21 protein-coding genes and 1 pseudogene are annotated in these 23670 nt (G+C 68.9%); 14 read left to right on the top strand and 8 right to left on the bottom strand.

Annotation, left to right across the window (positions count from 1 at the left end):
• The first annotated feature begins 254 nt into the window (after positions 1 to 254).
• Genes AB0N03_RS35235 through AB0N03_RS35225 form a run of 3 tightly spaced genes read left to right on the top strand, consistent with a single transcriptional unit; the run spans position 255 to position 1539 of the window.
• A complete protein-coding gene (locus AB0N03_RS35235; protein ID WP_364381070.1) occupies positions 255 to 473 on the top strand; it encodes a hypothetical protein in 219 nt (72 codons plus the stop codon).
• On the top strand, positions 470 to 1057 hold the full coding sequence (locus AB0N03_RS35230; RefSeq protein ID WP_364381067.1) for a DUF2231 domain-containing protein: 588 nt from the start codon (positions 470 to 472) through the stop codon (positions 1055 to 1057). The genes AB0N03_RS35235 and AB0N03_RS35230 overlap by 4 nt, the downstream gene beginning before the upstream one ends.
• A complete protein-coding gene (locus AB0N03_RS35225; RefSeq protein ID WP_364381064.1) occupies positions 1054 to 1539 on the top strand; it encodes a hypothetical protein in 486 nt (161 codons plus the stop codon). Before AB0N03_RS35230 ends, AB0N03_RS35225 begins: the two co-directional genes overlap by 4 nt.
• 224 nt (positions 1540 to 1763) lie before the next feature.
• On the opposite strand, the pseudogene AB0N03_RS35220 reads toward AB0N03_RS35225, so the two are convergent.
• A pseudogene (locus AB0N03_RS35220) lies at positions 1764 to 2161 on the bottom strand (DUF4383 domain-containing protein).
• A 237-nt stretch (positions 2162 to 2398) separates the two neighbouring features.
• Between AB0N03_RS35220 and AB0N03_RS35215 the strand changes: the two are divergent.
• From AB0N03_RS35215 to AB0N03_RS35200, 4 genes are all read left to right on the top strand, one after another.
• Positions 2399 to 4537, top strand: a complete 2139-nt coding sequence (locus AB0N03_RS35215; RefSeq protein WP_364381061.1) for a tetratricopeptide repeat protein — start codon at positions 2399 to 2401, stop codon at positions 4535 to 4537.
• A gap of 778 nt (positions 4538 to 5315) precedes the next feature.
• Entirely contained in the window at positions 5316 to 5687 is a 372-nt protein-coding gene (locus AB0N03_RS35210; RefSeq protein ID WP_364381058.1) for a hypothetical protein, read from the top strand.
• 466 nt (positions 5688 to 6153) lie between these two features.
• Entirely contained in the window at positions 6154 to 7086 is a 933-nt protein-coding gene (locus tag AB0N03_RS35205) for a hypothetical protein (protein ID WP_364381055.1), read from the top strand.
• Between the two features lie 336 nt (positions 7087 to 7422).
• Positions 7423 to 7695 carry a DUF1883 domain-containing protein gene (locus tag AB0N03_RS35200; protein ID WP_364381052.1) on the top strand — a complete coding sequence of 91 codons (273 nt, stop codon included), beginning with the start codon at positions 7423 to 7425 and terminating at the stop codon, positions 7693 to 7695.
• A gap of 403 nt (positions 7696 to 8098) precedes the next feature.
• Here the strand turns inward: AB0N03_RS35200 and AB0N03_RS35195 are convergent, their stop codons facing one another.
• Genes AB0N03_RS35195 through AB0N03_RS35185 form a run of 3 tightly spaced genes read right to left on the bottom strand, consistent with a single transcriptional unit; the run spans position 8099 to position 13630 of the window.
• Complete coding sequence (locus AB0N03_RS35195; RefSeq protein ID WP_364381049.1) at positions 8099 to 10102, bottom strand: PQQ-dependent sugar dehydrogenase; 2004 nt, start codon at positions 10100 to 10102, stop codon at positions 8099 to 8101.
• Positions 10099 to 11217 (bottom strand): ricin-type beta-trefoil lectin domain protein, encoded by a 1119-nt coding sequence (locus AB0N03_RS35190; protein ID WP_364381046.1) that lies wholly within the window; start codon positions 11215 to 11217, stop codon positions 10099 to 10101. Before AB0N03_RS35190 ends, AB0N03_RS35195 begins: the two co-directional genes overlap by 4 nt.
• A 34-nt stretch (positions 11218 to 11251) precedes the next feature.
• Positions 11252 to 13630 carry an RICIN domain-containing protein gene (locus AB0N03_RS35185; RefSeq protein WP_364381043.1) on the bottom strand — a complete coding sequence of 793 codons (2379 nt, stop codon included), beginning with the start codon at positions 13628 to 13630 and terminating at the stop codon, positions 11252 to 11254.
• A gap of 970 nt (positions 13631 to 14600) precedes the next feature.
• Here AB0N03_RS35185 and AB0N03_RS35180 point away from each other — a divergent pair.
• Positions 14601 to 17414, top strand: a complete 2814-nt coding sequence (locus AB0N03_RS35180) for a glycoside hydrolase family 2 TIM barrel-domain containing protein (RefSeq protein ID WP_364381040.1) — start codon at positions 14601 to 14603, stop codon at positions 17412 to 17414.
• Positions 17415 to 17515: 101 nt separating this feature from the next.
• On the opposite strand, the gene AB0N03_RS35175 is transcribed toward AB0N03_RS35180, so the two are convergent.
• The gene (locus AB0N03_RS35175; RefSeq protein WP_364381037.1) at positions 17516 to 18208 is read right to left on the bottom strand and encodes a TetR/AcrR family transcriptional regulator; all 693 of its coding nucleotides are present in this window, start codon (positions 18206 to 18208) and stop codon (positions 17516 to 17518) included.
• A gap of 71 nt (positions 18209 to 18279) precedes the next feature.
• On the opposite strand from AB0N03_RS35175, the gene AB0N03_RS35170 reads away from it, so the two are divergent.
• Positions 18280 to 18675, top strand: coding sequence for a hypothetical protein (locus tag AB0N03_RS35170; RefSeq protein WP_364381035.1), 396 nt, complete (start codon positions 18280 to 18282; stop codon positions 18673 to 18675).
• 112 nt (positions 18676 to 18787) lie between these two features.
• Here AB0N03_RS35170 and AB0N03_RS35165 read toward each other — a convergent pair whose 3' ends face one another.
• Complete coding sequence (locus AB0N03_RS35165) at positions 18788 to 19639, bottom strand: NAD(P)H-binding protein (RefSeq protein WP_364381032.1); 852 nt, start codon at positions 19637 to 19639, stop codon at positions 18788 to 18790.
• A gap of 87 nt (positions 19640 to 19726) precedes the next feature.
• On the opposite strand from AB0N03_RS35165, the gene AB0N03_RS35160 reads away from it, so the two are divergent.
• From AB0N03_RS35160 to AB0N03_RS35145, 4 genes are read left to right on the top strand one after another with little or no spacing between them, the layout of a single operon-like run.
• Positions 19727 to 19945 (top strand): helix-turn-helix transcriptional regulator, encoded by a 219-nt coding sequence (locus tag AB0N03_RS35160; protein WP_364381082.1) that lies wholly within the window; start codon positions 19727 to 19729, stop codon positions 19943 to 19945.
• A complete protein-coding gene (locus AB0N03_RS35155; RefSeq protein WP_364381030.1) occupies positions 19936 to 20511 on the top strand; it encodes a DNA-binding protein in 576 nt (191 codons plus the stop codon). The genes AB0N03_RS35160 and AB0N03_RS35155 overlap by 10 nt, the downstream gene beginning before the upstream one ends.
• A 40-nt stretch (positions 20512 to 20551) precedes the next feature.
• Entirely contained in the window at positions 20552 to 20938 is a 387-nt protein-coding gene (locus AB0N03_RS35150) for a redoxin domain-containing protein (protein ID WP_364381079.1), read from the top strand.
• Between the two features lie 20 nt (positions 20939 to 20958).
• Positions 20959 to 21396 (top strand): hypothetical protein, encoded by a 438-nt coding sequence (locus tag AB0N03_RS35145; RefSeq protein WP_364381027.1) that lies wholly within the window; start codon positions 20959 to 20961, stop codon positions 21394 to 21396.
• A gap of 143 nt (positions 21397 to 21539) precedes the next feature.
• Here the strand turns inward: AB0N03_RS35145 and AB0N03_RS35140 are convergent, their stop codons facing one another.
• Both AB0N03_RS35140 and AB0N03_RS35135 read right to left on the bottom strand, forming a co-directional pair.
• The gene (locus AB0N03_RS35140; protein ID WP_364381024.1) at positions 21540 to 22490 is read right to left on the bottom strand and encodes a M56 family metallopeptidase; all 951 of its coding nucleotides are present in this window, start codon (positions 22488 to 22490) and stop codon (positions 21540 to 21542) included.
• 4 nt (positions 22491 to 22494) lie between these two features.
• Complete coding sequence (locus AB0N03_RS35135) at positions 22495 to 22872, bottom strand: BlaI/MecI/CopY family transcriptional regulator (RefSeq protein WP_364381021.1); 378 nt, start codon at positions 22870 to 22872, stop codon at positions 22495 to 22497.
• Positions 22873 to 22992: 120 nt separating this feature from the next.
• On the opposite strand from AB0N03_RS35135, the gene AB0N03_RS35130 reads away from it, so the two are divergent.
• Positions 22993 to 23640, top strand: a complete 648-nt coding sequence (locus AB0N03_RS35130) for a phosphatase PAP2 family protein (protein ID WP_364381019.1) — start codon at positions 22993 to 22995, stop codon at positions 23638 to 23640.
• Positions 23641 to 23670: the final 30 nt, after the last annotated feature.

Raw genomic sequence — 23670 nt, 5'->3', positions numbered from 1 at the left:
GGTCCTGCTTCCGCCGCCGACGACAACACCAGGCCCGCCTCAGTCACTACAAACGACGTGGCTACCCACTCACCTGACTGCCGTTGCAGTATTAGGCGCTGCCTTCCGCTACGCGCGGGCCGACAACCTCGTGGGGCACACCTGACCGAGCACGTCCTGCCGAACCCGAGACTGCTGTTCACGAAGCGTGAAAGTAATCGGCATCCGGCCGAGAACTCGGCTGGCCCCAGCTGACCGACGAGCAGCCGGAAGCGATGGAGCAGGTAATGGCCGGGCACGACGTGCTCGTCGTGCTGCTCACCGGGGCCGGCAAGTCGGCGATCTACCAAGTCCCCCCGCCGCTGCTGGATGGTTCGACGCCGGTGGTGTCGCTGCTGATCGCCCTGCAGCACGATGGTCAACAGCGCAGCACGCGAAGTGGGGCCGCGTCACCGGGATTGGCCGACGTCTACGTGGGTAGCCGGGCGCTATGACGGACAACCCCGACAATGGCGTACTGGTCCCGAGCGACACGATGGCCGTGCCTCAGCGTCTGCTCGCGGCAGTGGAAGAGGCGCGGATGCTCGACAGACCCGCCGAGCTCCTCGCGAAGCCACTGCGCCGGCTCTTCGGTGGCCGAGCGGGTCGGTCGTTGCGCGGCCGCGAGCTCGGACATCCGCTGCACCCGCTGGCGGTCACGCTGCCGATCGGGGCGTGGCTGTGCGCGTCGCTGCTGGAGTTCCTGCCGAACAACGGCTCTGCCGCCCGCCGGCTCGTGGCCGTCGGGCTGCTCGCCACGCCGGCGACGATGGTGCTGGGCGCCGCAGACTACAGCGGGCTGGACGTCCGCCAACGCCGCGTCGGCCTGGCCCACGCCGCGGGCAACGCGCTCGCCGCCGCGGTGTTCGCGAAGTCCTATCTTGCTCGCGCCCGGGGCGCGAAGGCCGCGGGCAAGACGTTGAACATCGTCGGTCTCTTCGTGCTCGGCGCCGGTGGCGCGCTCGGCGGCCACCTGTCCTACGCTCAGGGCGCCGGGGTATTCCGCTGGCAGTCCGCGAGCGAAGGCGGTCCGCGATGACCGACTATCTGGCCATCTACCTGCGCGACCAGCTCGCCCTCGGAGTCACCTGGCGGGCTCTCGCGCGCCGCGCCCGCGACAACAACAAAGGCACCGAGCTCGGCGAGGCACTGACGCAGGTCGCGGACGGGATCACGGAGGACGTACGGACGTTCGAGGCCGTCATGCGCACGCTCGGGGTCCGGCCCAACCCGGCCAAGGTCGCCCTGGCAGCGGCCGGAGAGCGGTTCGGGCGGCTCAAGCGCAACGGCCGGTGGGTGTCATACTCGCCGCTGAGCCGCTTCCTGGAGCTGGAGGGCCTTGCGATGGGCATCGAGGGCAAGAAGATCCTCTGGCACACGCTGGGTGAACTCGCCGCGTTGCGCGAACGGGTGCCAGGCACCGATTTCGACGAATTGCTCGCCCGGGCCACCCACCAGCGTCAGACCTTGGAGCCCTTCCGGCGCGAGGCCGGAACGAAGGCGTTCGCCGCCGACGCGTAACAGGAAAGGGCTTCCAGCTGGACGGAGCTTCCTTGGGAGGCCGGGGCGGCGGTACAAGTGGTCACGGGCCACACCGTCGCCACGACGACGCGGTGGCCAGTGGCCTGCGGCGCGCTCGGGTATTCGTGCTGCACGCCTGCTGCAAGATGGAGCGGCCGCCGTGCGGGCGCGGATTCGTGGGTTCCGCGCCCGCACGCCCGTGCGGCCGGCGCGCCTGAAGTGGCTCAGGCGCGTGGCGAGACGCGGGTCCGCGCGGACGCGGCGGTGAGGAGTCCGAGGGCGATCATGCCGACGCCGAGGCCGAGGTGCAGCCAGTTGTCGGCGGTGTTGACCGGGACGAAGTTGGCGTCGGAGCCGTGGTCGATGAGCAGTCCGTAGAGCCACAGCACGAGGTAGACAACGCCGCCGCCGATCAGGAATCCGCGCTCCGCCGGGGGGTACGGGCCAGCGCGAGCCCGGCGATGCCGAAGAGCAGGTGCACGACGTTGTGCAGGATCGACACCATGAACACGCCCAGCAGCATGGCCATCGAGTCGTGGCCGGCGAAGCTGAGCTGGTCGTAGTCGGTGGTGAGGCCGGGGATGAACCCGGCGATGCCGACGAGCAGGAGGGCGGGGGACAACCGATCGGGCTGGCTGGTTCGTCGGCTACCCGTCCGAAACGATGACAAACCGATGCAGTCGATCGAGTTCGCGAGCACTGGGCGTCCGGAGTCATCGCACTGGAAGCGTGATCGAGTCGCCCCGGCGCCGCTCCACGACTGGACGGCTCAGCAGGTTGTTAGCCGCTGGCCGTCCGTGGTCGTATCGATTGGGCCTGGGGATGGCCGCGGATGGCGAGAGAGGCGGACACTTGAGGCATGGAGTGGTCGGATCCGGTGCGCGGCGATGAGCGAGAGGGAACTACGCCGGGGGCCGGCGCAGGGTTACCGGACCAGTCCGTCTTCGTCGGACGAGAGGTAGAGCTACGGCGGCTGGCCGACGCGCTGCGCCCGGGCCCGGGACCGGCGGTCACCACGATCTCCGGGATGGGTGGGGTAGGGAAGACCGCGCTCGCTGTCCGCGCCGCAGCGGCTGCCGACGACGCCGGGTGGTTCCCCGGCGGCGCACTGATGGCGGACGTTCAAGCCTACGAGCAGTCTGACGACGGCACTGTCGCCTCATCCGTCCTTGCTGGACTATTGCATTCAGTCGGAATCGCAGCCGACCAGATGCCAGCGGGTCTTGAAGATCGAGCGAGGTTGTGGCGCTCTGTCTTAGCCCGACACGCTCAGCGCGGCACGTCGATGTTGATCGTCGTCGACAACGTCTCGAGTGCTGAGCAGGTTCGGCCGATACTGCCGGGGGCGGTGAGTCACGGCCAGCACCGCGTGTTGATCACGTCGCGGTACTCCCTGTCGGCGCTGCAGGGCGTACGACGCATCGTGCTCGGCGTGCTGTCGCTGGAGGAGGCAGTCAAGTTTCTGATCGCCGACCTCGAGGCCGCAGATGCGGGTCACGGGCGCGTGCAAACCTCGCCCGAGGCCGCGATGTCCCTGGTCGGGCTGTGCGGCTGCCTTCCGCTCGCGCTTCGCATCAGCGCCGGGCTGCTGGCCGATGATCCGCACCGCTCGGTGGATGAGCTGGTCAGCGCGCTGCGTAGCGAAACCGACCGGCTGGAGGAGCTGAATCTTGACGGCACCGTGGCGGTGCGGGCGGCCTTCGACGTGTCGTATCGCAATCTGGCCGGCGAGCTGGCTCGGGTGTTCCGATTGCTTCCCGTCATCCCGGGTTCGGTCGTCGGCGCCGAGGCTGTCGCGGCGTTGACAGGCTTGCCGCGGCGTGCCGCCGGACGAGCGCTACGTGAATTGGCTCAGGCCCATCTGATCGATTCGACGGGCGCGGGCCGATGGCGAATGCACGACCTGGTTCGGCTGTACGCCGCCGAACGTCGCCAGCCCGGTGAGATCGGGACAGCGGGCGAGGCTCTCATCGGCTACTACCTGCATATGGCACACGCCGCCGAAGGGCACCTCGATCCGTTCAGCCGTGCGGCGGACGGCGGCCCTTTCGCCGACCGGCGAGCTGCGCTGACCTGGTTGGATGCCGAGCGCGCCGGCCTTGTTGGCGCTGTGGCCCTGGCGAACGACATCGACGCCCATGCGCAAGCCGTCCAGCTCGCCGCCGCATTGCACTGTTTCTTGGAACTTCGTCGGCACTGGCAGGACGGTGTGGCCACGGCGACAGAAGCACGCAACGCCGCACGTCAGCTTCGCGATCGCCAGGCGGAGTGGATCGCGCTGGCAAACCTCGGACACGCCTACCGCGACGGACGGCAGCACGAGAAGGCCTACGAATGCCACCAACAGTCGCTGAGGGTGTGCTGTGAGGTCGGCGACCGGTGTGGCGAGGCGTTCAACCTCAGTGCTCTGGGCAATGCGTGCATGGCGCTCAATCGTCAAGAGGAGGCGGTCGCCCACAACACCGAGGCCTTGAAAATTCATCGCGAGCTCGGCGATCGGTACGGCCAGCGCATCACTCTCAATCACTTGGGCAACGCGCTGCGTCTGGCCGGCCACCTTGCCGACGCGATCGACTGTTACCAGGAGTCCATCCGCATCCGCGATGAGATGGGCGATTCGCTCGGAGAGGGGCGGACGCTGACCAACCTCGGCATCGCCTACCGTGATCAAGGCCGCCGTGATGAGGCGATCGACTGCTTCCAGCGTGACCTCAACATCGCCCGAGAACTTCAGGATCGCCCGGCCGAGGCGTACACCCTCACGAATCTCGGGGACGCTCACCGAGACGCCGGCCGGTATGACGACGCCCGTACCTGCTTCCACCGCGCGTTGACGATCGGCGAAGAGCTGATGGACAGGGTGGCGGTCCGCGACCTCAAGGTCCGCCTTGGCCGGCTTGAGGACGGAATCCCGATGCCGCCACCGCACGACGGCACGACCTTCGGCTACGACATTCCCGCTAACTGTGCCAGCCCCCGCTACGATCTGTTGACGTAAAGCCTCCTCTGCAGCTCACGTAGCGACAGCTGGCCGGTCGGTCCCGCCGACGTGTGGCGGGAGGCGGAGAGAAGCTCGTGGCCGAGCGAATTCCCGCAACTCGCTCGGTAAACACATTCGATTTCGCGTCGAGGCTTCGCTCGTGTCGCCACCGAATCCCGACCGAGGGCTCGCTTTACACGGTGAACCGGCGAGCTAGCGTGTCACCCCGGTTGCGGCTCGGAATGGGATTTGCTACCTCGCCGGTTCACCCGACGGACGTCGCGTTCCCCGTGCAGAGAACTGATCCGTCCCGTTCCAGGCTACGGCACCGTCGCCCCCTCTCGCGGTAATCCTACGGGTGATCATCGCTTGAACAGATGTGCGAAAACGGGATTTCATACCAGCAGACCAGATCGGCGCAGACGTCAGCCACAGCAACACTTCCGGTCAGGACCGGATCAACGGGTGGCGTGTTCGTGCGGGTCGACGCAACCACCGCCCTTACCGCGGAGGCGCTGGCGTGGCCGCAGTGAGCCACCAGTGACGACTTGCGCCGGCCGAGTGTGTGACACGACGGTCCCGTGACGCGACACCGACGTCGAATTCCTGAACTGATGCTCGTCGCGTCGACTCGAATGGGGCATACCTGCCACGGTCACGGGCTTTCGACACCCACACGATGGTGGATCGAAACGCGAGCGGCGATCGGTATCTCAGTACGTTTTGATCACGCGGGACGCAGAACACACCTCGCCGCCGTTCTGCGGGTTGAGACTGTTCTATTCGAGGAGAATTCATGCTGAAGAAGGCTGGTTTTGTCGTGGCCACGATGGCTGCGGGTGCGTTCCTGGCCGGGGGTGTCGCCGCCGCTGACACCCCCGGCGGTCACGAGCACCACCACGGTCACCATCACGGCGGCTACGACTACAGCGGCCAGGCCGGCCTGCTGAACCTGAACAACACCGACCTGCTGCACAACGTCAACGTCACCCCGGGCATCTGCGGCAACAACGTCAACGTGCTGGGTGTCCAGGTCCCGATCCAGAACTCGCTCAACGGCATCGGCGTGCCGATCTTGTCGCCGGGCGGGCACGAGGCCAGCGGCGAGAACCCCTACAACTGCGCCTCGGGTGGCGTGGCCGACGGCGGGACAAGCCAGGGCAACTGAGTTTCCGCGCCGGGGCCGCCCGTTGTGTGTGCGGAAGCCGGCTCGAGGCGCGGGCTCCGGTGTCGCGAACGAACGTCGTAAGGCGTGTCCGGAACAGCGAACTGCACATTCCGGTTCCCCGTCCAGGGCACGCCACGACGTCGTGTGACGCCGGCACGGGTGGGACCGGCTAGGCGACTGGACATCGTGCGCCGGTCCCACCCCCGTGACACACCCACCAGCACGTCCCGGAAACCCCAACCGCCGCACGCAATCCGGCCGGGAACAACCAGTTGGTCGGCCGCCATGGAATCGCGGCGGACGCCGATGTGACCCACCGCGTCGAGGCCGGCGGTGCAGTGCACGAGGACGAGGTCAAGGCCCTTGGACGACCTGGTGCCGTCCGCCGGCCGCAGCACCGTACAAGGCACTGGTTCCGGCTGTTGCGCACGACCCCCACAACAAGTCGAGCCTCCGGAGAACATCCATGCCTCTGCCCGACCGACGACTCGTGCTCACCGCCGCCATCGCCGGCCTCGCCGCCGCTGCGTGCGACGCCACGGGTAAAAAAGCCGGGCTGGTGCCGGCCGCGCCATCAGCCGCTGCGGCCGCAGCGGCCGCGATGCCGACAACCCGTCCCGCGCCTGCGCCCGACCTGCTGGAGAAGAACCTGCTCGTCGGGTTCTGCGGAGCACCCGGCTCGCCGGCGCTGGGCCGCATGACCGGCGACCTGGCTGGCGCGGTTGGAAAACTTCAGCGGCAGATCCAGGACTTCCCACCGATTCGCCCGATCACCCCGGTCCTCGAGCTGATCGCCACGACCGTGCACCGCACACCTGGGCCCGATGGCATGTACCGCAGCCGCTGCAGCGACACCACGGTGCAGCACTATCTCGACGCCGCCCGCGCGGTCGGCGGACAGCTGCTGCTCAACATCCAGCCCGGCCGCGCCGATTTCCTGCCCGAGGTCCAGGCCTACGAGCACTGGCTGACCCAGCCCGACATCGGCGTCGCACTCGATCCCGAGTGGGCCGTCGAACCGGGCGTGATTCCCGGACGGAAGTTCGGCCGCACCAGCGGAGCGGAGCTCGACGAGGTCGCCCGCTACCTCGGGACGCTCGCCGAAACCCACCGCCTGCCCGCCAAGATCATGGTCTATCACCAGGTGGCGGCCTCGATCGTGCGCAGCGAAGCTCAGCTGAAGCCCCACCCCGGCGTGTCGGTCGTCAAAGTCGTCGACGGCATCGGCTCGGCCGAGGACAAGAAAGCCACCTGGACCACGCTGATGAAGACGAAGCCCGCCCATGCACGCGCCGGGTTCAAGCTTTTCTTCGACGAAGACACCCGCCACGGCGACCTGATGACCCCGGCCGAGGTCCTCGCCCTCAACCCCACCCCCTCCTACGTCCTCTACGAATAGCCACGGGCCCGACGCGGCGGCCGGGGCAGTGGCCTGCCGTCTTCGCACAGCGTGCGGCAGGTCTTCGCCCACGCATCAGCGAGACGATGGATCACGGGCGGCCGGGACCGGTCGCCCTATCCGGTCACAACCACCGTGTCATCCTCGGGACCGTAAAGATTGCCGTCGGCATTGTCCGGCGTAGACGGCGGCAAATTCGAATGTGATTTTCTGACTCAATCAGCGTATGTAACACGGCGATCAGGGGAGTCGACACTACTGAGGCGCGATGCGTGTCGCCCAGCCTCCGGTTGAAAAAGCCGAGCGGAGGAGAGATTTGATCTCCCAGGGGTTGCAATGGCTCCCGACGCAGCGGTGTTCGACCTCGGCTGGCTCACAAGAGCTACGGTCGTACGGGTTGACCTCGACGTCATGGCGAATGTGCGAGTCATGACGGAAGCGAATATCGACGCATACAAGAAGAGAATCGCTTACCGGATGATCGGCGGTGTGGCAACAAAGCGACCATTCCACATCAGAATCCCTATCGACGGACATTGGTATGTCGCCGTGGACACCGAAGGCTTGAGCGCGAGCCGGTTCCAGGCCGAGATTACGATCGTCGCGTGATCCGCGGGGCCTAGAGCGGGACAGACGAGCGCGGGCCGAGGTCGGGCAGACGGCCTGTCGACAAGCGAAGCATGTTCGATGCCGACTCGGCGGACGTCCGATCTCGGGATGGGGCGCGGGCCCGGCCATCGACGCCGACACCGTGACCGCGCTGCGCCGTGGTGCTCCGGGTGTGACCGAAGATGAATACGCCCAGCAGGTGCGGAGCGTGCTGGGGATCTTCGCCCGGGATCTGCTGCGGTCACTGCGGGTGCCGAGTTCTGGTGCGGTTCATGCGTCCTCACCTCTTCGCTGGGGACTCGGCCGGCTCCGCCGCCGCGGCGACGATGGCGTGTTGTCGCCGCGGCGGCAGGGCCGTGTCGTACAGGGGTCTCGTCGAGCGCCACTGATCGGTCGCGGACTCTCAGCCGAGGGCGACGTGGAAGATCTTCTCGTTGCTGTTGTCGGGGGTGCTGTCCTTGTCGCCGTTGTTGCTCGTGGTCAGCCACAGGCCCCCGTCGGGAGCGGGCTCGACGGTGCGCAACCGGCCGTAGGTGCCGTTGAAGTAGGCCTGCACGTTGGTCAGATCGCTTCCGCTGATCACTTCCCGGTACATCCGGGTTCCGCGTTCGCACGCGACGTAGAGAACGTCCTTCACGATGGCGATGCCGGAGCAGGAGCCGTCGGCGGTGGGGTAGGTCCGTTTGGGAGCGATGAAGCCGGCGGTGCCGCACGTCCCGGACGTTCCCTCACACGCCGGCCAGCCGTAGTTGCCGCCCTTGGTGATGAGGTTGGTCTCGTCCATGACCGCGTTGCCGAACTCCTGTTCCCACAAGCGGCCCTGGGAGTCGAACGCCAGGCCTTGCGGGTTGCGGTGACCGTAGCTCCACACGTAGTTGCCGAACGGGTTGTCCGAGGGCGCGCTGCCGTCAGGGTTGAGCCGCAGGATCTTGCCGTTGAGGCTCGACTTGTTCTGGGCGTTGTCGCCGTTCTGGGCGTCACCGGTGCTGGCGTAGAGCTTGCCGTCGGGACCGAAACGCAGCCGGCCGCCGTCGTGGAATTTGTTGCGCAGGATTCCGCTGAGGAGAACCTGCTCCGTGCCGGTGTTGAGCTTGTCGTTCTCGAGCTTGATGCGCACGATCCGGTTGTCGGTCGGTGAGGTGTGCATGATGTAGAGCCAATGGTCGCCGGCGTAGCTGGAAGAGATCGCCAGACCGGTCAGGCCGCCCTCGCCGTCGGTGCTCTGCACGTTCGGCACGGTGCCCACGTCGGTCTTGGCGCCGGTGGCGGGATTGAGGTGAATGATGTTCTGGGCGTCGCGGCGGTTGTACAAGATGGTGCCGTCGGGCAGTGTGACCAGGCCCCAGGGGATGTCGGTGTCCGTGGCGATCTGCGTGACCGCGCACACCGGGTTGCCGCACGCGGAACCGGTGGTGAGCGACACGGTGTCGCTGTGGGCGGACACGTTGGCCTGCGCGTCACGCGCCACCACGTAGTACGTGTACGCCGTGTTCGCGGCGAGGCCGCTGTCGGTGAACGTCGTGGCCGGCGGGGTCGTCCCGTTGGCGGTCACCGTGCCCGCCCTGGTGGTGCCGCGGTAGATGTCGTAGAACTTGACCGCCACGTTGTCGGTCGAGGCCGACCACCTCAAGGTGACCGTGGTGCCGGAGACGGTCCCGGTGAGCGACCGGGGTGCGGTCGGCGCCTGGGTGTCGACCTGGCACTGCGGTGGCGTGACCGGCACTGTGGAACTCGCCTGCGAGACGTTCCCCGCGGCGTCACGGGCGTTGACGTAGAGCCCCCACGTGACTCCCGGGACCACGGTCAGGCTGGTGGACAGGGTGCCGCCACTCACCGACTTGATGAGCTGACCGTCGTGGTAGACGTCGTAGAAGGCGACGCCGACGTTGTCGCCGGCGGCGTTCCAAGCGAACGTCACGGAGTCGCACGCCAGGTCGCTGACCCGGGCGTTGCCCGGCACTGCAGGCGGCTGGGTGTCACCCGCGGTGGTCTTCCACTGCTGGTTGGCGCCGCCGTTGCAGCCGTAGATCTGCAGCTTGGCGCCGGACGTGGTGCTCTGGCCGGCCACGTCCAGGCACATCGGGCTGTCGTAGACCCGCAGTTCGCCGGCCGAAGTGAAGGTCCACGCCTGGTTGGCGTTGCCGTCGCAATCGTAGATGTTGATTCCGGCGCCGGATGCCGTGCTCTGGCCGACGACGTCCAGGCAACGGCCGGAGGCCGTACCGGTGATGGTGGTACCGGTGGCGGCCGCCGCGATGTCCACGCTGATCAGCAACGGAGCAGCCAGCACGGCGACCGACACGAGGATGACCGCCAGTCGCCGCGGCTTTCGTTGGGGTTGGGCCTGCCCGGACACGCGGTGCTCCTTGCCGAGGGCGGAGAGGGGAAGTCGGACTACCGGGGTCATGACGTGATCCATTTCTGGTTGGCGCCGCCGTTGCAGTCCCAAATCACGACCTGAGTGCCGTCGGTGGTGGAGGAGGCAGGATCGTCGAGGCAGCGGCCGGAAGCGGGGTTGCGGAAGCCGGCGTTGTACAGCTGCCACTGCTGGTTGCCACCGCCGTTGCAGTCCCAGACTGCGACCTTGCTGCCGTTCGCGGTGGCCGCGCCGGTCACGTCGAGGCATTTGCCGAGTGCGCGCAGCGTGCCGTCCGAGGACGCGGTCCAGACTTGTGCGCTGGTGTTGTTGCAGGACCAGATCTGGGCCGCGGTGCCGTTGGCGCTGCTGCCGCCGTTGACATCGAGGCACTTTCCGCTGATGCCGGAGCGCACGGGACCGGTGCCACCGACCGGCACGGGCGCCTTGATCCAGCCGGCGGCGTCGGCGTCCTGGATGCCGGCGTTGAAGGCGACGGCCATCTTCTGGTAGCCGCTGTCGTTGGGGTGGAGCTGGTCGGCCAAGTCGGCGGCCGTCAGCGCGCTCATGTCGACCAGCCGGACGTGCCTGCCGGCGGCCTGCTCGGTCTGGACGATGCCGGGGATCGCCCGGTTGAACGCGGGCCGGTTGGACTCCTCGGTGGTGCTGGTGGACACGATCACCGTGCCGACCAGCACGGTCGCGTCGGGTGCGGCGGTGGTGATCTGGTCGATCAGTGCGTGCAGCCGGTCGGGGGCGGTGGGCACCTGGTAGTTCTGGTTGAGATCGTTGGTGCCGATCTCCAAGGTCACGACGTTGGGCCGGTACTGGGCCAGGACGGAGCCGGCGATGCCGGCGATCTGGTCGATCCGCCAACCGGAGTGGCCCTCGTTGTCCGGGTCGGCCATGGTGCCGTTGCGCTGGGTGCCGACGAAGTCCAGCGCGTGGCCCCCAGAGGACAGCTCGGTGGCCAAGGCGCCGCGATAGCTGTTACCGGTGCTGCTGCCGACACCCCAGGTGATGGAGTCGCCCAGCGGCATCACCCGCAACGGAGCGGCCGCCGCGGCTTGGACCGGTGCGGCGCCGGCTTGGGCGCCGCCGACGGTAGCCGGCAGGACGACGCTCGCGCTGAGCGCGGCAGCCACCACAGCCGTTTGGTACCTCATGTTTCGCTCCCTCGGTCAGGGTGACGGGGCGGGTTCACGATGCGGCTGGGAAGTTCCACTTCTGGTTGCCGCCGCCGTTGCAGTCCCAGATCTCGACCGCGGTTCCGTTGGCGGTGGCCAGAGCGGGGATGTCGAGGCAGCGGCCGGAGGCGGGGTTGACGAGGGTGCCGTTGCTGACGGTCCACTGCTGGTTGCCGCCGCCGTTGCAGGTCCACAAGTCCACTGGTGAGCCGTTGGCGGTGGCGTTGCCCACGACGTCCAGGCACAGGCCGTTGATGGTGACCGAGCTGTTGCCCACGGTCCACTGCTGGGCGGGCGAGCCGTTGCAGTCCCAGATGTCGACGACGGCGCCGGCGGTGGTCGAGGCGGTGTAGTCGTCCAGGCACTTCGCGGTGTTCAGGGCGGAGGTGATCGGCCCGGTCGCGGTGCCGCCCCCACCACCGGAACCGGGGGTGATGGACAGGTTGTCGAACTGGTCGGTGCGGTAGCCCTGGATGCCCAGCCCGGCTTGCCCGGACTGGAAGGAGGCGTCGGTGACCGAGCCGATCTGACCGCCGTCGACCTTGGCGCTGATCGTGGAACCCTGGAAGGTGAAGGCGAGGTTGTGCCACCGGCCGGTGCCCAGCGCGGTCGTGGTGCCGGTGGCCAGGGTGTGGTTGGAACCGTCGGTGTACATCTTCTCGATCCACCACTGCCCGGTGTCCCTGATCCGCAGGTAATAGGCGTTCATGTGCGACTGCGGACGCAGCTGGGTATTCGCGCGGCCGATCAGCTCGGTGGTGCCGGGGCTGCGCAGCAGGACGTCGGAGCCGACGGTGTAGTTCGACCAGCGGGTGTCGCCGATCAATGAGTAGGAGTCCGAGTCGTCCTGCCACTCGATCGGCTTGACCGGCGCCATCTGCTGGACGCACTGTCCGGAGCGGCCGGTGCAGGGCTGGATCTCGAAGGAGCCCTGCATGTCGGACAGGTACTTCGCTTCGGTGCCATTGGCGTCGGCGTCGAAGTTGTCGCTGTAGGGCAGGGCGAGGGGGTGGGCGGCAGGCGCGGTCGCGGTGCCCTTGCCCTGGCCGGTGGTGGTGGTCAGCGTGTAGGTGTAGCCCGGCTGCATCGTCAGCGAGTACGAGCCGCCCGAGGGCGTGAGGTCCTGGGTGTGGACGAAGGACGTGCCCGCGCTCGGGGAGTTGACGTTGGTTGCCCAGACGTGGACGGTGCCGGTGGACAGACCGCCTTGGACGTGGAAGTTCGCGGTCTGCGCGGAGGTGGTCGTCGTGGTTTCCAGGATCGTGGAGTAGTCGGAACCGGTGGTGGATTTGACGGTGACGTAGGTGCCGTTGGACTCCGAGCCGCCCAGGTAGCCGGAGGCGGAGTCGATGAACTTCCAGCCGGGCTGGGTGAACTGGGTGACCTGTGCCGTGGCCCAGGTGCTGGCGCCGATCGTGTAGTTGCCCGACCACGGTGACCCGGCGGTGGCCAGGCCGACGGTGTTGTAGGGCAGGTTCGGGTAGATCGCGGCGATCAGCGGCCAGTTGAAGAAGCTGGTCATCCTCGCGTCGACGTAGCCGCGAGTGATCGCCCGGATCAGCGCGGGGGCGCCGGTGTTCATGTCTTGGGAGCCGTTTTCGCTGTCCCACAACGGTTTGCCGAGGTTCCTGCCGGTCTGGGTGCTTTGGCAGGAGGTGGCGTCGCCGCCGTCACCGCCGTTGCAGGAGTAGTGCACGCCGACGACCGACACCGCGTTGTTGAAGGCGGAGTTGTTCGCCATGTCGTCCGCGACGCTCCAGCCCGAATCGTCGCCGACGATTTGCACGCTGCCGTAGCCGGCGTCGTTCAACGCCGAACGAAGCTGGATGTACCAGTTGACGTCGTGGCCGCGTTCGTTCCAGCCGCCGAGGTACTTGATGTTCAGGCCGTGCTGCTTGGCGCACCCCAGCCAGGTGATCAGGTAGTTGATCGTGTCGGTGGACCAGAAGCCGCCGGTGATCCAGCCTGGCGCGGCCCAAGCCAGGCCGTACAACCCGATGCCGGGGTTGCGGGCTTTCGCCTGCTCTGCCAGCCAGAACTCGTAGCCGGCGTTGCAGTTGACCTGGCTCCGGGCGTGCTCGATGGAGGGTTCGGATCCGTCGGTGGAGTTGGCGTCGCCGCCGATCTCCAGCTTCAGCAGCTGCAGGTTCGCGCCGTAGCCGGGTTTGAACAGGTAGTCCAGGATCTGCGACTGCTGCGCGGCGGGATAGTCCGCCAACAGCCGCGAGTTACCGCCGCCGCCGCTGATCGCGCCGATCCCGTCGAACGTCCGGCCACCTTGGGTGCCGTCCACCGTGATGGACGTGGTCGCGGCCTCGGCCGGACCGGCGCCGATCGCGAGCGACGCGGCGAGCAACGCCAGTATGGGGGCAAGTCGTGCCAGGCGACGCATAGTGCCATCCTTCGCCGTGAGGGGACGGCAGAAGGTCTGCTCAACCAGAGGAGCGACCATGCACCGCCAGGAAGATGGCAACAGTGTGCGGTTGTGTTCGTTTCACTGTCAACCCTCCCAGCAGGAGACAACTTCACACAACGCGACAAGACTTGGGTCAGCAGGTTGCCGTTTCGGCAATCCGAGGTCAGTGAAGCCACGGCGGCCGAATCCGCAGCCGGCGTGGGCGCGTGCGGAAGTGCTGCTGCACACGGATAGTCGCCGATAACGCGGCGAAGCCTCGACAGCTCGCTATGCCGCCCATCATCCCGTTCGAGATGCCGGGAGTGGATGCGGCACGGCTACCTGGCAGTTCTCAACGCTGATCGATGTCCTGTGCGGTGATCGACTGTCAGAAGGTGTGCACTCTGCGTTGACGCAGCGCACCCGAGATCCCTCAAGATACAACACTGGTTTTTTGATCTTCGCAGCACCACCCTCCCCTCGTCCCCGGTCCACGAGGGTGGCATTGCCATGGTTGTTGGCATGCAGCAATGCGGGTAGCAGGCCTGCGGGGCGATCGAAAGCGTTAGGTGGGCGTGCTGGCTGCACCCGCCCTGCTGGTGTGCGGTCTTGTTCGGAGCGGGGATGGCCGCTTTTCCCGCCGCCGATGCGGGAGTGAATGGCGCCGTTTGGTTCCCCGATCGGGCTGAAGCAATGGATTTCATCCGCGAGAACCCCACTGAAGCTGATATCGAGGCGCAATGGCCTCCCCGGCTGCGTCGGAAATGCTCGCGTGCCGGAGAACCGCGGGGGAGGAGGCGAGCATCGCGCACCGTCGTGCGCAGGCGTTCGGACCTCAAGACTTGTCCGGCGCCTTGTCCGCTCGCGAGCGAGATTATGTTGTATGTTGTGTCATATATGAGATCTGATTATCGGTCGCCGTCCCGTCCTGGTTCGGCGTTCGTCACCTCCCGTTTCTGGAGGCCCGGTGGAATTCAACCGACGCAAGGCGCTGGCGATCGGCACGGTGGGTGTGGCCACTGCGGCGTTGTCCACGCCTGGGGCCGTTTCGGCGGACGAGGCTGCTGCAGCGCCCGCCGGACCGGTGACCGAAACGCTGCTCCTCACCGGCAGCGACGCCGACCACACCGTCGGCTGGGACTTCCAGGTCACGGCCGGCCGGCGCGCGGGGGAGTGGGCCACGATCCCGACACCGTCGAACTGGGAGTGCCACGGCTTCGGCAGCTACCACTACGGCGGGGACCTCGTCCCGGCGGAGAAGGGCAACTACCGGCACTCGTTCACGCCACCGGCGTCCTGGGCCGGCCGCCGGATCTTCCTGGTGTTCGAGGCCGCCATGACCGACACCGACGTGCGGGTCAACGGCGTCTCGGCCGGACCGGTGCACCGAGGCGGCTTCTACCGCTTCCGCTACGACGTGACGGCCTTGCTGCGGCTCGGCGAGCCGAACCTGCTCGAAGCGACCGTCAGCAAGGAATCGGCGGACAACTCCGTGAACGACGCCGAGCGCCGCGGCGACTTCTGGAACTTCGGCGGGATCTTCCGGCCGGTGTCGCTGGAGGCCTACCCGGCCGCCCGGATCGACCGCGTCGCGATCGACGCTCGCGCTGACGGGACCTTCGCCGCCCAGGTCGCGCTCGCGGGGGTGACCGCGGCGGCCCGGGTGACCGCGCAGCTGCGCCGGCTCGACGGCACGGCTGTCGGCGGGGCCTTTTCGGTCGCCGTGGCGAGCGGCGCGACCAGCGCGACCCTGACCACCACCGCGGCCCAGCCACGGTTGTGGACGGCCGAAACGCCGAACCTCCACCAAGTCGAGCTGACGCTTGCCAGTTCCGCCGGCGTGTTGTGGCACAGCACCGTCGAGCGCTTCGGGTTCCGCACGATCGAGGTCCGGGCCGGTGACGGCGTCTACGTCAACGGGAAGCGGATCGTCCTCAAAGGAGCGAACCGGCACACCTTCTGGCCGACCTCCGGCCGGGCGTCGAGTCCGCGGCTCGCCCGGCTGGACATCGGGCTGATGAAGGACATGAACATGAACGCCGTCCGGATGTCGCACTACCCGCCGGACGCGTACTTCCTCGACCTCTGCGACGAGCTCGGGCTCTACGTCCTGGACGAGCTGACCGGCTGGCAGCACCACTACGATGAGGGCGTCGGCGCCCCGCTGGTCAAGGCCCTGGTCGAGCGCGACGTCAACCACCCGTCGATCCTGTTCTGGGACAACGGGAACGAAGGCGGCTGGAACACCGCGCTCGACGACGACTTCGGGCAGTACGACCCGCAGCGGCGGGCGGTGCTGCACCCGTGGACGACGTTCAGCGGCGTCGACACCAGTCACTACCAGACCTACAGCAGCACCTCGAGCAAGGCTGCCGGCACCACGGTCTTCATGCCGACCGAGTTTTTGCACGGGCTCTACGACGGCGGCGCCGGGGCCGGGCTGAACGACTACTGGAAGCTCATGGGCGGGTCGCAGCGCTCGGCGGGCGGGTTCATCTGGGCGCTCGTCGACGAAAGCGTCGCGCGCGACGATCGCGGCGGGGCCCTCGACACCAACGGCAGCCGCGCTCCCGACGGCATCCTCGGCCCGTACCGGGAGAAGGAAGGCAGCTTCTTCACGATCAAGGACATCTGGTCGCCGGTCCAGCTGGCCAGTCCGGCCTACTACGACTCGGTTTTCCCGGCGTCGTTCGACAAGACCGTGAAGCTCGTCAACCGGTACGACTTCACGAACCTCCGGGCGTGCCGGTTCGGCTGGCAGCTGCTGGCGTTCCCCGCGCCCGGCGCGGGCACTGGGCACCAGATCTTGGCTCAGGGCCAAGCCGGCGCGCCGGACGTCGCCCCGGGAGCCACCGGCGCGGTGACGCTCGGCCTGCCAGCCGACTGGACCGCCGCCGACGCGCTGCGGCTGAGCGTGACCGACCCGACCGGGCGGAACGTGGCCGGCTGGACGTGGCGCGTGCGCAAGGCGCCGGACTTCGCGGCGCGCCTGGTCAAGCCGGCGACGACGGGCAGCGTCACCGCGACCGAGACCGCCGCCGACGTCGTGCTTGTCGCCGGAGCGACCCGGGTCACCATCGGAAAGGCCGACGGGCGGCTGATCGGCGTGCGCCGCGGCAGTACGCCGGTGTCGCTGGCCAACGGTCCCGCGCCGGCCGGCGGGGCGGCCACGCTCACCGCGTTCAGCCACTTCCGCGATGGCACCGGCTGGGTCGTGCAGTGCGACTACAGCGGTGATTTGGCGTCCGTGCGCTGGCGCCTGGACGCCAACGGCTGGCTGCGGCTGGAGTACCGCTACCACGCCACCGGCGACCACGACCACCTCGGCGTGAACTTCGACTACCCGGAGGCGAACGTCCGGGGCCTGACGTGGCTCGGGGACGGGCCGTACCGCGTCTACAAGAACCGGCTGCGGGGCGTGCAGCCCGACGTCTGGAGCAAGCCGTACAACAACACCGCGACCGGGGCGAGCGGGTTCGGCTACCCGGAGTTCAAGGGCTACCACGCGCGGACGTGCTGGGCGGTGCTGGATACGACCGAGGGTGCAGTCACGGTGGTCGCCGCGGAGGAGGGCTTGTACCTTCGGTTGTTCACCCCGGCGGTGGGCCCGGACCCGCAGAACGCCGTGGTCACCTACCCGGGCGGCAACCTCTCGCTGCTCGACGGCATCGCGCCGATCGGCAACAAGTTCCACGGCGTCGCGGCGCTGGGCCCGGAGAGCCGGCCGAACGCCGCTACCGGCGATTACCACCGCACGGTGTACTTCCGTTTCGACGCGTGAGTGAGGGTCGCCGAAAACTCCGGCAGAGCGTGAGCGGGCGGGCCACGGCGGAGACCATCACCCGGGCGTCGTACTTTCCGTCGCTGGTGTTGACCAGTTCGTCAAGGGGCGGTGAGCACTGCCTCGTGGATGGTGACGATCGGAGCGAGGAGGGGGCCGAGTTCGGGAGGCTGTCCCGGGGGAGTGGCCCGGATGACCCGGGTCGCGAGTTCGTCGGCGGCCCCGATCGCCCCGATGAGTTCCAGGTTCGACGGGCAGTGGACCGCCGGGTCTTCGGCGGCGGCATTCTCGGCGAGCCGGGCGAGGTTCCGCGCATGCCGTTCCAGGACGTGATCGCGTTGGTCGAGGAGAAGAGGGCCGGCGGCGCGTAATCCGACCATGAAGCTGACCGCGTACGCCGGCGCGTTCTCGAAACCGTCGAGGTAGGCCTGCACCCCCGCTCGAAGCCGTTCTCGCCAGGCCGCATCGGCCACCTCGGCGACCCGGTTGTGTATGAGCTCGAGGAGTTGCCGGCTGGCTTGGAGATGGGCTTGGGCGAAGGCGTCCTGCTTGTCGGTGAACGACGCGTAGAACGCGGACCGTGACACCCGGGCCCTGCCGATCACGTGCTGGACGGAAGTCGCCGTGTAACCGCGCGCAGCCACCTCTTCGGTCACGGCCTGCAGGATCCGGCCCTGCTGCGACGCGGCGACCTCGGACCCGGACAGGGCGGCCCGTCCTCGAGGCAGGTCGAGCCGGTTCGGCATCAGGGTCAACGTGGCCGGCAGATCCTCGCCGCTTCCCCGGTTGTTCACGGGCGCAGGATAACGGACCCCTTTGTCGCCGGCGCTTCCCCTTGGTCGCGCCGCCGTGCAAAAGTACATGCATGGTTTCCAAAAAAGGGACGGCTGCCTCGACGGACGGGAAGCGCACCTTCGCAGGCCAGCCGATGCTCGGCAAAGTCGTTGGCACCGTCCTCGCGCCCGTCGTGCTGGGAGGCGTCTCCGGGCTCCTGCTCGGCCCCGGCTTACTGGGTAGTGCAGGTCGTCGCGGCCATCGGTGGTTTCTTCGGCGGCTTCGAGCACCACCGCTGGCGACCGGGGTTGATCCGCGGCGTCACGGCGGCCTGCTCTATGGGGCGGCGCTCTTCACGGTTCGCGCCCTGACCGGCTGGACCGACACGATCGATCTGGGCGGCGTTCCCGGTCTCCTTGTCGTCATCACGGCTCTCGCCGGCGCCGTGGCCGGTGCGCTCGGGGGTGCGATGCGCGCCCGGCGCTGATGGACAATGGGCTCCGGGAAGCATGCGACATGCGCACGGAACGGCCGCGTGGCGGTCGAAGGTGACCGCGAAGCCGTATGGCGCCCTGCTGCGCGAACACCAGGCCTGACGCTCAGGCGAACTCCGCGGCGTGGTCGGCCGCCCAGGCCGCGAAGCCGCGCGCCGGGCGGCCGGTGACCTCGAGGACGGTCTCCGTCGTGGGCTGCGGGCGGTCCACGAGCGCGGCCAGCCGCCGGATCCGGGCTTCGATCACCTCCGCCGAACCGACGCGGCCGAGCCCGCGGACCTCGAACGCCGCCGTGAGCTCGCGGCGGTGGTCGTCGAGATCCTGGACCTCCACGCGCACGCGGCGCCCGGCGGCGACCCCGATCAGCGACGCCTGCTGCCGCACAGTAAGCGACTCGGGCCCGGTCAAGGTGTACTCGACGCCGGTGTGCCCGGACGACGTCAGCGCGCGGGCGGCGACGGCGGCGATGTCCGCCTCGTGGACCAGCGCCGCGTGCGAGTCCGGGAAGGGGTCGCGCACCACGCCGTCCGCGCGGATCGGCGGAGCCCAGGCCAGCCGGTTGGCCGCGAAACCGCCCGGACGCAGGAAGGTGCACGGGATCCCGGAGGCGCGTACGGCCTGTTCGGCTTCGCCGTGGGCGCGGGTGATGGCGTCGCCGGACGCGGGATCGGCGCCCGCCGCGGACAGCAGGACGACGTGCGCCAACCCGCCCGCCCGGGAGAGGAACCCGTCGAGCCCGGCCGTGCCCGCGTAGAGGAACGCCGCAGTGACGCCGGCCAGGGCCGGGTCCCAGCCCTCGGGCCGGGCCAGGTCGGCCGCGACCACCTCGACCGCGGCGGGAAGCCGGGCGTGGCCCGGGTCGCGGCCGGCCGCGCGGACTTCGTGGCCGGCTTCGAGCAGTTGTCCTACCAGGGCGCGGGCTACGTTCCCGCGGGCCCCGGTCACCAGAATCGTCATGCGTCCAGGTTCGTCCCGGCCGGGCGGCGCCGGGTAGGCACTGGCGGTACCACCCCCGGCCGGGGTGATGATGGGTGCGTGGACAGGATGGAGCTGAGCGGGTTCCTGCGCAGCCGGCGCGACCGGCTGCGGCCCGCCGACGTCGGCCTGGCGCCCGGCCCGCGGCGGCAGGCGCCGGGGTTGCGGCGTGCGGAGGTGGCGCTGCTGGCCGGGATCTCCGTCGACTACTACGTGCGGCTCGAACAGGGCCGCGGCCCGCGGCCGTCGGATCAGGCCTCACCGCGCTCGGGCGTGCGTTGCGGCTGACCGCCGACGAGCACACGTACCTGCGGCGGCTGGCCCGGCCGGCCCCCGCGGCGCCGTCGCGGCCGGTGCCCGCGAACGTCCTGCGGCTGCTCGACCGCCTCGGCGACGTCCCGGCGATGGTGATCGACGCCGGGTACGACATGGTCGCTTGGAACCGGATGCTCGTCGCGCTGATCGGCGACCCGGCCGGGTGGGCGCCACGTCGGCGGAATCGCTTGCGCCGGCTGCTCGACCCCGCCGACACGGTCACCGGCAACCGGCTGGAGCTGGCCCGGCGGTGCGTCGCGGACCTGCGCGCGGGCGGGCGATACCCGGCCGATCCCGCCGTCCGGTCGCTCGTGGACGACCTCCTTGCCGAGAGCCCGGAGTTCGCGCGGCTCTGGGCGGAACGGGAGGTCGTCGTGCAGCGGACGCTGACCAAGCGGACCGTCCACCCGGTCGCGGGGCCGCTGGAGCTCGACTGCGAGATCCTTGCCGTCCCGGGCCACGATCATCGGTTGCTGGTCTACACGGCCGCGCCGGGCACCGCGTCGGAGGAAGGCCTGAAACGGCTGGTCACCGCGTGAGCGCCGGTTCCCGCACCTGCGCTTGCCGGCGCCGTGGCCGGTGCGATGCGCGCCCGGCGCTGATGGACGATGGGGCCGCGGCGGAAGAAAGCGTTCGGCGCACGGAATCCTTTTCGCCGAGGTGGACACTTATGGGCATGTCGATGCCGCGGGGCCGGACAATCGAGCGATCGCTCGCTCGCCGGGCTCGCGGTCGAGACCCGACCGACACTCCAGGAAGACCGCTTTGCTCACGATCGGTTCTACCACGCCTGACCTCGCCTTGCAGGACACACACGGACGTGCCGTCGCTCTCGCCGACTATCGCGGAAGCGAGAACGTGCTGCTCTACTTCATGCGTTCGACTACCTGCCCGATCTGCAACGGACACGTCAAGGACCTCGTCGCACCGGGCGTCGCGGCACGCCTCACGAAGCGATCGGCTTGACCAGAAAAGTCTTCGGCGCAATGCAGCAGTCGGGCAGCGTGTTGATCGACCGGCGCGGCACGGCACGGCACGCGCACGCCGCCACGATGCCCGTCGCCAGCTATGACAAAAAGGGGATCGCAGAGGCGATCCGGACCCTCGACACCGGGCAACGGCATGAGACGGACACCGGATACGGCAACATCCGCGCGTGGGCCCACCGGCCGTGGCCGAACGTGGCCGGCCGACCGGGTGATCAGCGCCGCCCGAGCGGGCGACCTCGACGCGATCTCGGCGGCGTGCTCTGGTCGGTGGGGGTGACTTTGGCCGGCTACCTGCTCGGCACCACCATTCCGGGAGCCGACCAGTACCTCCTGCCGATCGTGGCGGTCGTCGTGGTGGTCTCGCTGATCCCGTTGGCGCTGGAAGTCCGGCGCGGTCGCAAGCGCTCGTCCGGCGGGCCGGACCACCGGCTTTGATGCCGTCCGGCTCGACCGCGACCTCAGGTCGGCCGGTGCGATTTCGCTGCCGTCGCAGTCCGGGCGGTCGGAACTGGTTCCACGCGCCGGAAGCGCTCGGTCGCCGGCCGGACGGTGCCTTCGTCGGCGGTGCCGAATCCGGTTCAGCGGCGCTCGCCCTCGAACTCGACGGGCAGGTGTCCGCGCGCATCCGTGGCGAAGGCCTGCGCGGATTCGAGGTCCTGGTGCAGGTCGGTGGCCGCGTCCAGCACCGTTTGGGCGGACCACCCGGTGATGCCGAGGACCACGGTAGCGCTGAGCAGCGCAGCCGGGAGGCAGCGGGCGGGTGCGGCCAGCAGGGCGCTCACCCGGCGTGGCACGGGTCCGCCGGTCGCGGCGAGAGCGAAGCGGGGCTCGGCCCGTCCGGCCAGAGCGGCTTTGGCGACGGCCTTGGCCACCACGGTGCGGTCGCCGATGTCCTGCGCGGCGGCTTCGTCGGCCCAGCGTTCGAGTGCGAACCTCGCTGCCGAGCAGAGCGGGCGCAGCAACGGGTTCAGCGTCGCGGCGAGCGTGATCGCGACGAGGAAGCGGTGGTGGCGCAGGCGGAGGTGGGCGCGCTCGTGGGCCAGCAAGGCGTCCCGTTCCGCCGGGTCGAGTGCGTCGAGCATGCCGTCGGAGATGGCGATGCGGCCGCCACGGCCCGATGCGGAGAACGCGACCGGTTCTTTGCCGCGCAGGATGATGACGCCCGCCACCGGGCTGTGTTCGTCGAGTTCGCGGCTCAATGCGCGGATCCAGCGCGCGTACCGCACGGCGGTGTGCGCGCACGCCCCGGCGAGCACGCTCAGCACGAGGCCGCAGCCGATCGCCAGGGGGACGTTGACCTTGTCCAGGGCCTGAGTTGACCAGTGGCCGGCATGAGCGACCGCCGGTGCGAGCGTCAGGCCGGCGAAAGCCTGCAACGTCAGGGCGGCGGTGCCGGCGGCGGCGAGCACCAGGCCCCCGGTGGTCAGCAGCCAGCTCGCGGCACGCGGGGGAAGCCGGGGGGCGACGATGCGCGCCAGGGGCCAAGCCGCGAGCGGCAGCAGCAGGGGTACCCAGAAGTCGGGGTCCATGCGGTCAACTTTCGTTTTGCCGCAACAGTTCGCGGAGCAGGTGTTCGTCCGATTCGGACAGGTTCGAGACGAACCGGGCGAGCACGCTGTCGCGGTCGGGTTCGCCGTCGAGTACCTTGGTCATCCGGCGCGCGGCCAGCCCCGCCTCGTCATCGAGGGCGCGGTACCGGAAGGACCGGCCCAGCTTCTCCCGATCCGCCACGCCCTTCTCGTGGAGCCGCGACAGGATGGTGACCACGGTCGTGTAGGCGAGATCGGCGCCGAGCCGCTCCCGGACCTCGGCCGGCGCCAGCGGGCCGTCGGCGCTCCACAGCACCGCGAGCACCTGCGCCTCGAGTTCGCCGGGTCCGCGCCGGGCACCGTCGTCTCGTCGCACCCGCATAGCACCAATCTACCTCCCGGCTGGAACCCGTCGGTCGCTCGCGGGCGGGCATGCCACCCGAATCATCTACACTGAAGTAGAAGTTCTACTACGTTGTCGAACGAACCGGAGGAGGTGGCGGTGGACGGCGGAGCCATCGACGGCGGCTGGTACCTGGACGTGCTCGGATTCGCCCGGGCGACCCCATGGCTGCACGGGTTCTTCCAGGTCTTCACCAACGCCGGCCTGGTGCTGGTCGCGCTCGTCGTCGCGGTCGTTTGGTGGCGCGCACGTCGCGGCGATGCCGGGCGGATGGCGGCCGTGATCTGGGTGCCGATCGCCATCGGTTTGGCCTACGGCCTGAGCAACCTGGTCAAGGTCCTGGTCGAGGAGCCGCGTCCGTGCATCCGCTACCCGACCGTTCCGACCGTGGCCACCTGCGACTTCGCGACGGATTACTCGTTCCCCAGCAACCACGTCACGATCGCCGTGTCCGCGGCGGTCGCACTGCTCTTCGTCGGCCGTCGAGTCGGGCTCGCCTCGCTCGCGGTGGCGGTGTTGATCGGCTTCTCGCGGGTGTACCTCGGTGCGCACTACGTCCACGACGTCCTGGCCGGCGCGGTGTTCGGCGCGGGCGTGGCGCTGATCGGCCTGCTGCTGCGCGCGCCGCTGACCACGGTCGTCGTCCGGCTGCGATCGGGCGGGTTGTGCACGCTGGTCGGGACGGCCGCGGCCGAGGAATCGTCACCTCCACCGGCAGTCGGCGTCGCGGACGTTGAGGCCAGGTAGCTCGAGGTGGTACACCGACCAGCGCAACCG

The sequence above is a fragment of the Amycolatopsis sp. NPDC051061 genome (assembly GCF_040682935.1).
Lineage (GTDB): Bacteria > Actinomycetota > Actinomycetes > Mycobacteriales > Pseudonocardiaceae > Amycolatopsis.
This window is presented reverse-complemented; position numbering and strand designations above follow the sequence as displayed.

Bases quoted from the DNA above. Each gene is read 5' to 3' on its own strand.
- AB0N03_RS35205 (WP_364381055.1), top strand. From the start codon at position 6,154: ATGCCTCTGCCCGACCGACGACTCGTGCTCACCGCCGCCATCGCCGGC.
- AB0N03_RS35225 (WP_364381064.1), top strand. From the start codon at position 1,054: ATGACCGACTATCTGGCCATCTACCTGCGCGACCAGCTCGCCCTCGGA.
- AB0N03_RS35215 (WP_364381061.1), top strand. From the start codon at position 2,399: ATGGAGTGGTCGGATCCGGTGCGCGGCGATGAGCGAGAGGGAACTACG.
- AB0N03_RS35230 (WP_364381067.1), top strand. From the start codon at position 470: ATGACGGACAACCCCGACAATGGCGTACTGGTCCCGAGCGACACGATG.
- AB0N03_RS35140 (WP_364381024.1), bottom strand. From the start codon at position 22,490: ATGGACCCCGACTTCTGGGTACCCCTGCTGCTGCCGCTCGCGGCTTGG.
- AB0N03_RS35135 (WP_364381021.1), bottom strand. From the start codon at position 22,872: ATGCGGGTGCGACGAGACGACGGTGCCCGGCGCGGACCCGGCGAACTC.
- AB0N03_RS35185 (WP_364381043.1), bottom strand. From the start codon at position 13,630: ATGCGTCGCCTGGCACGACTTGCCCCCATACTGGCGTTGCTCGCCGCG.
- AB0N03_RS35170 (WP_364381035.1), top strand. From the start codon at position 18,280: ATGGTTTCCAAAAAAGGGACGGCTGCCTCGACGGACGGGAAGCGCACC.
- AB0N03_RS35160 (WP_364381082.1), top strand. From the start codon at position 19,727: ATGGAGCTGAGCGGGTTCCTGCGCAGCCGGCGCGACCGGCTGCGGCCC.
- AB0N03_RS35145 (WP_364381027.1), top strand. From the start codon at position 20,959: ATGCAGCAGTCGGGCAGCGTGTTGATCGACCGGCGCGGCACGGCACGG.
- AB0N03_RS35210 (WP_364381058.1), top strand. From the start codon at position 5,316: ATGCTGAAGAAGGCTGGTTTTGTCGTGGCCACGATGGCTGCGGGTGCG.
- AB0N03_RS35195 (WP_364381049.1), bottom strand. From the start codon at position 10,102: ATGACCCCGGTAGTCCGACTTCCCCTCTCCGCCCTCGGCAAGGAGCAC.
- AB0N03_RS35235 (WP_364381070.1), top strand. From the start codon at position 255: ATGGAGCAGGTAATGGCCGGGCACGACGTGCTCGTCGTGCTGCTCACC.
- AB0N03_RS35165 (WP_364381032.1), bottom strand. From the start codon at position 19,639: ATGACGATTCTGGTGACCGGGGCCCGCGGGAACGTAGCCCGCGCCCTG.
- AB0N03_RS35200 (WP_364381052.1), top strand. From the start codon at position 7,423: ATGGCTCCCGACGCAGCGGTGTTCGACCTCGGCTGGCTCACAAGAGCT.
- AB0N03_RS35190 (WP_364381046.1), bottom strand. From the start codon at position 11,217: ATGAGGTACCAAACGGCTGTGGTGGCTGCCGCGCTCAGCGCGAGCGTC.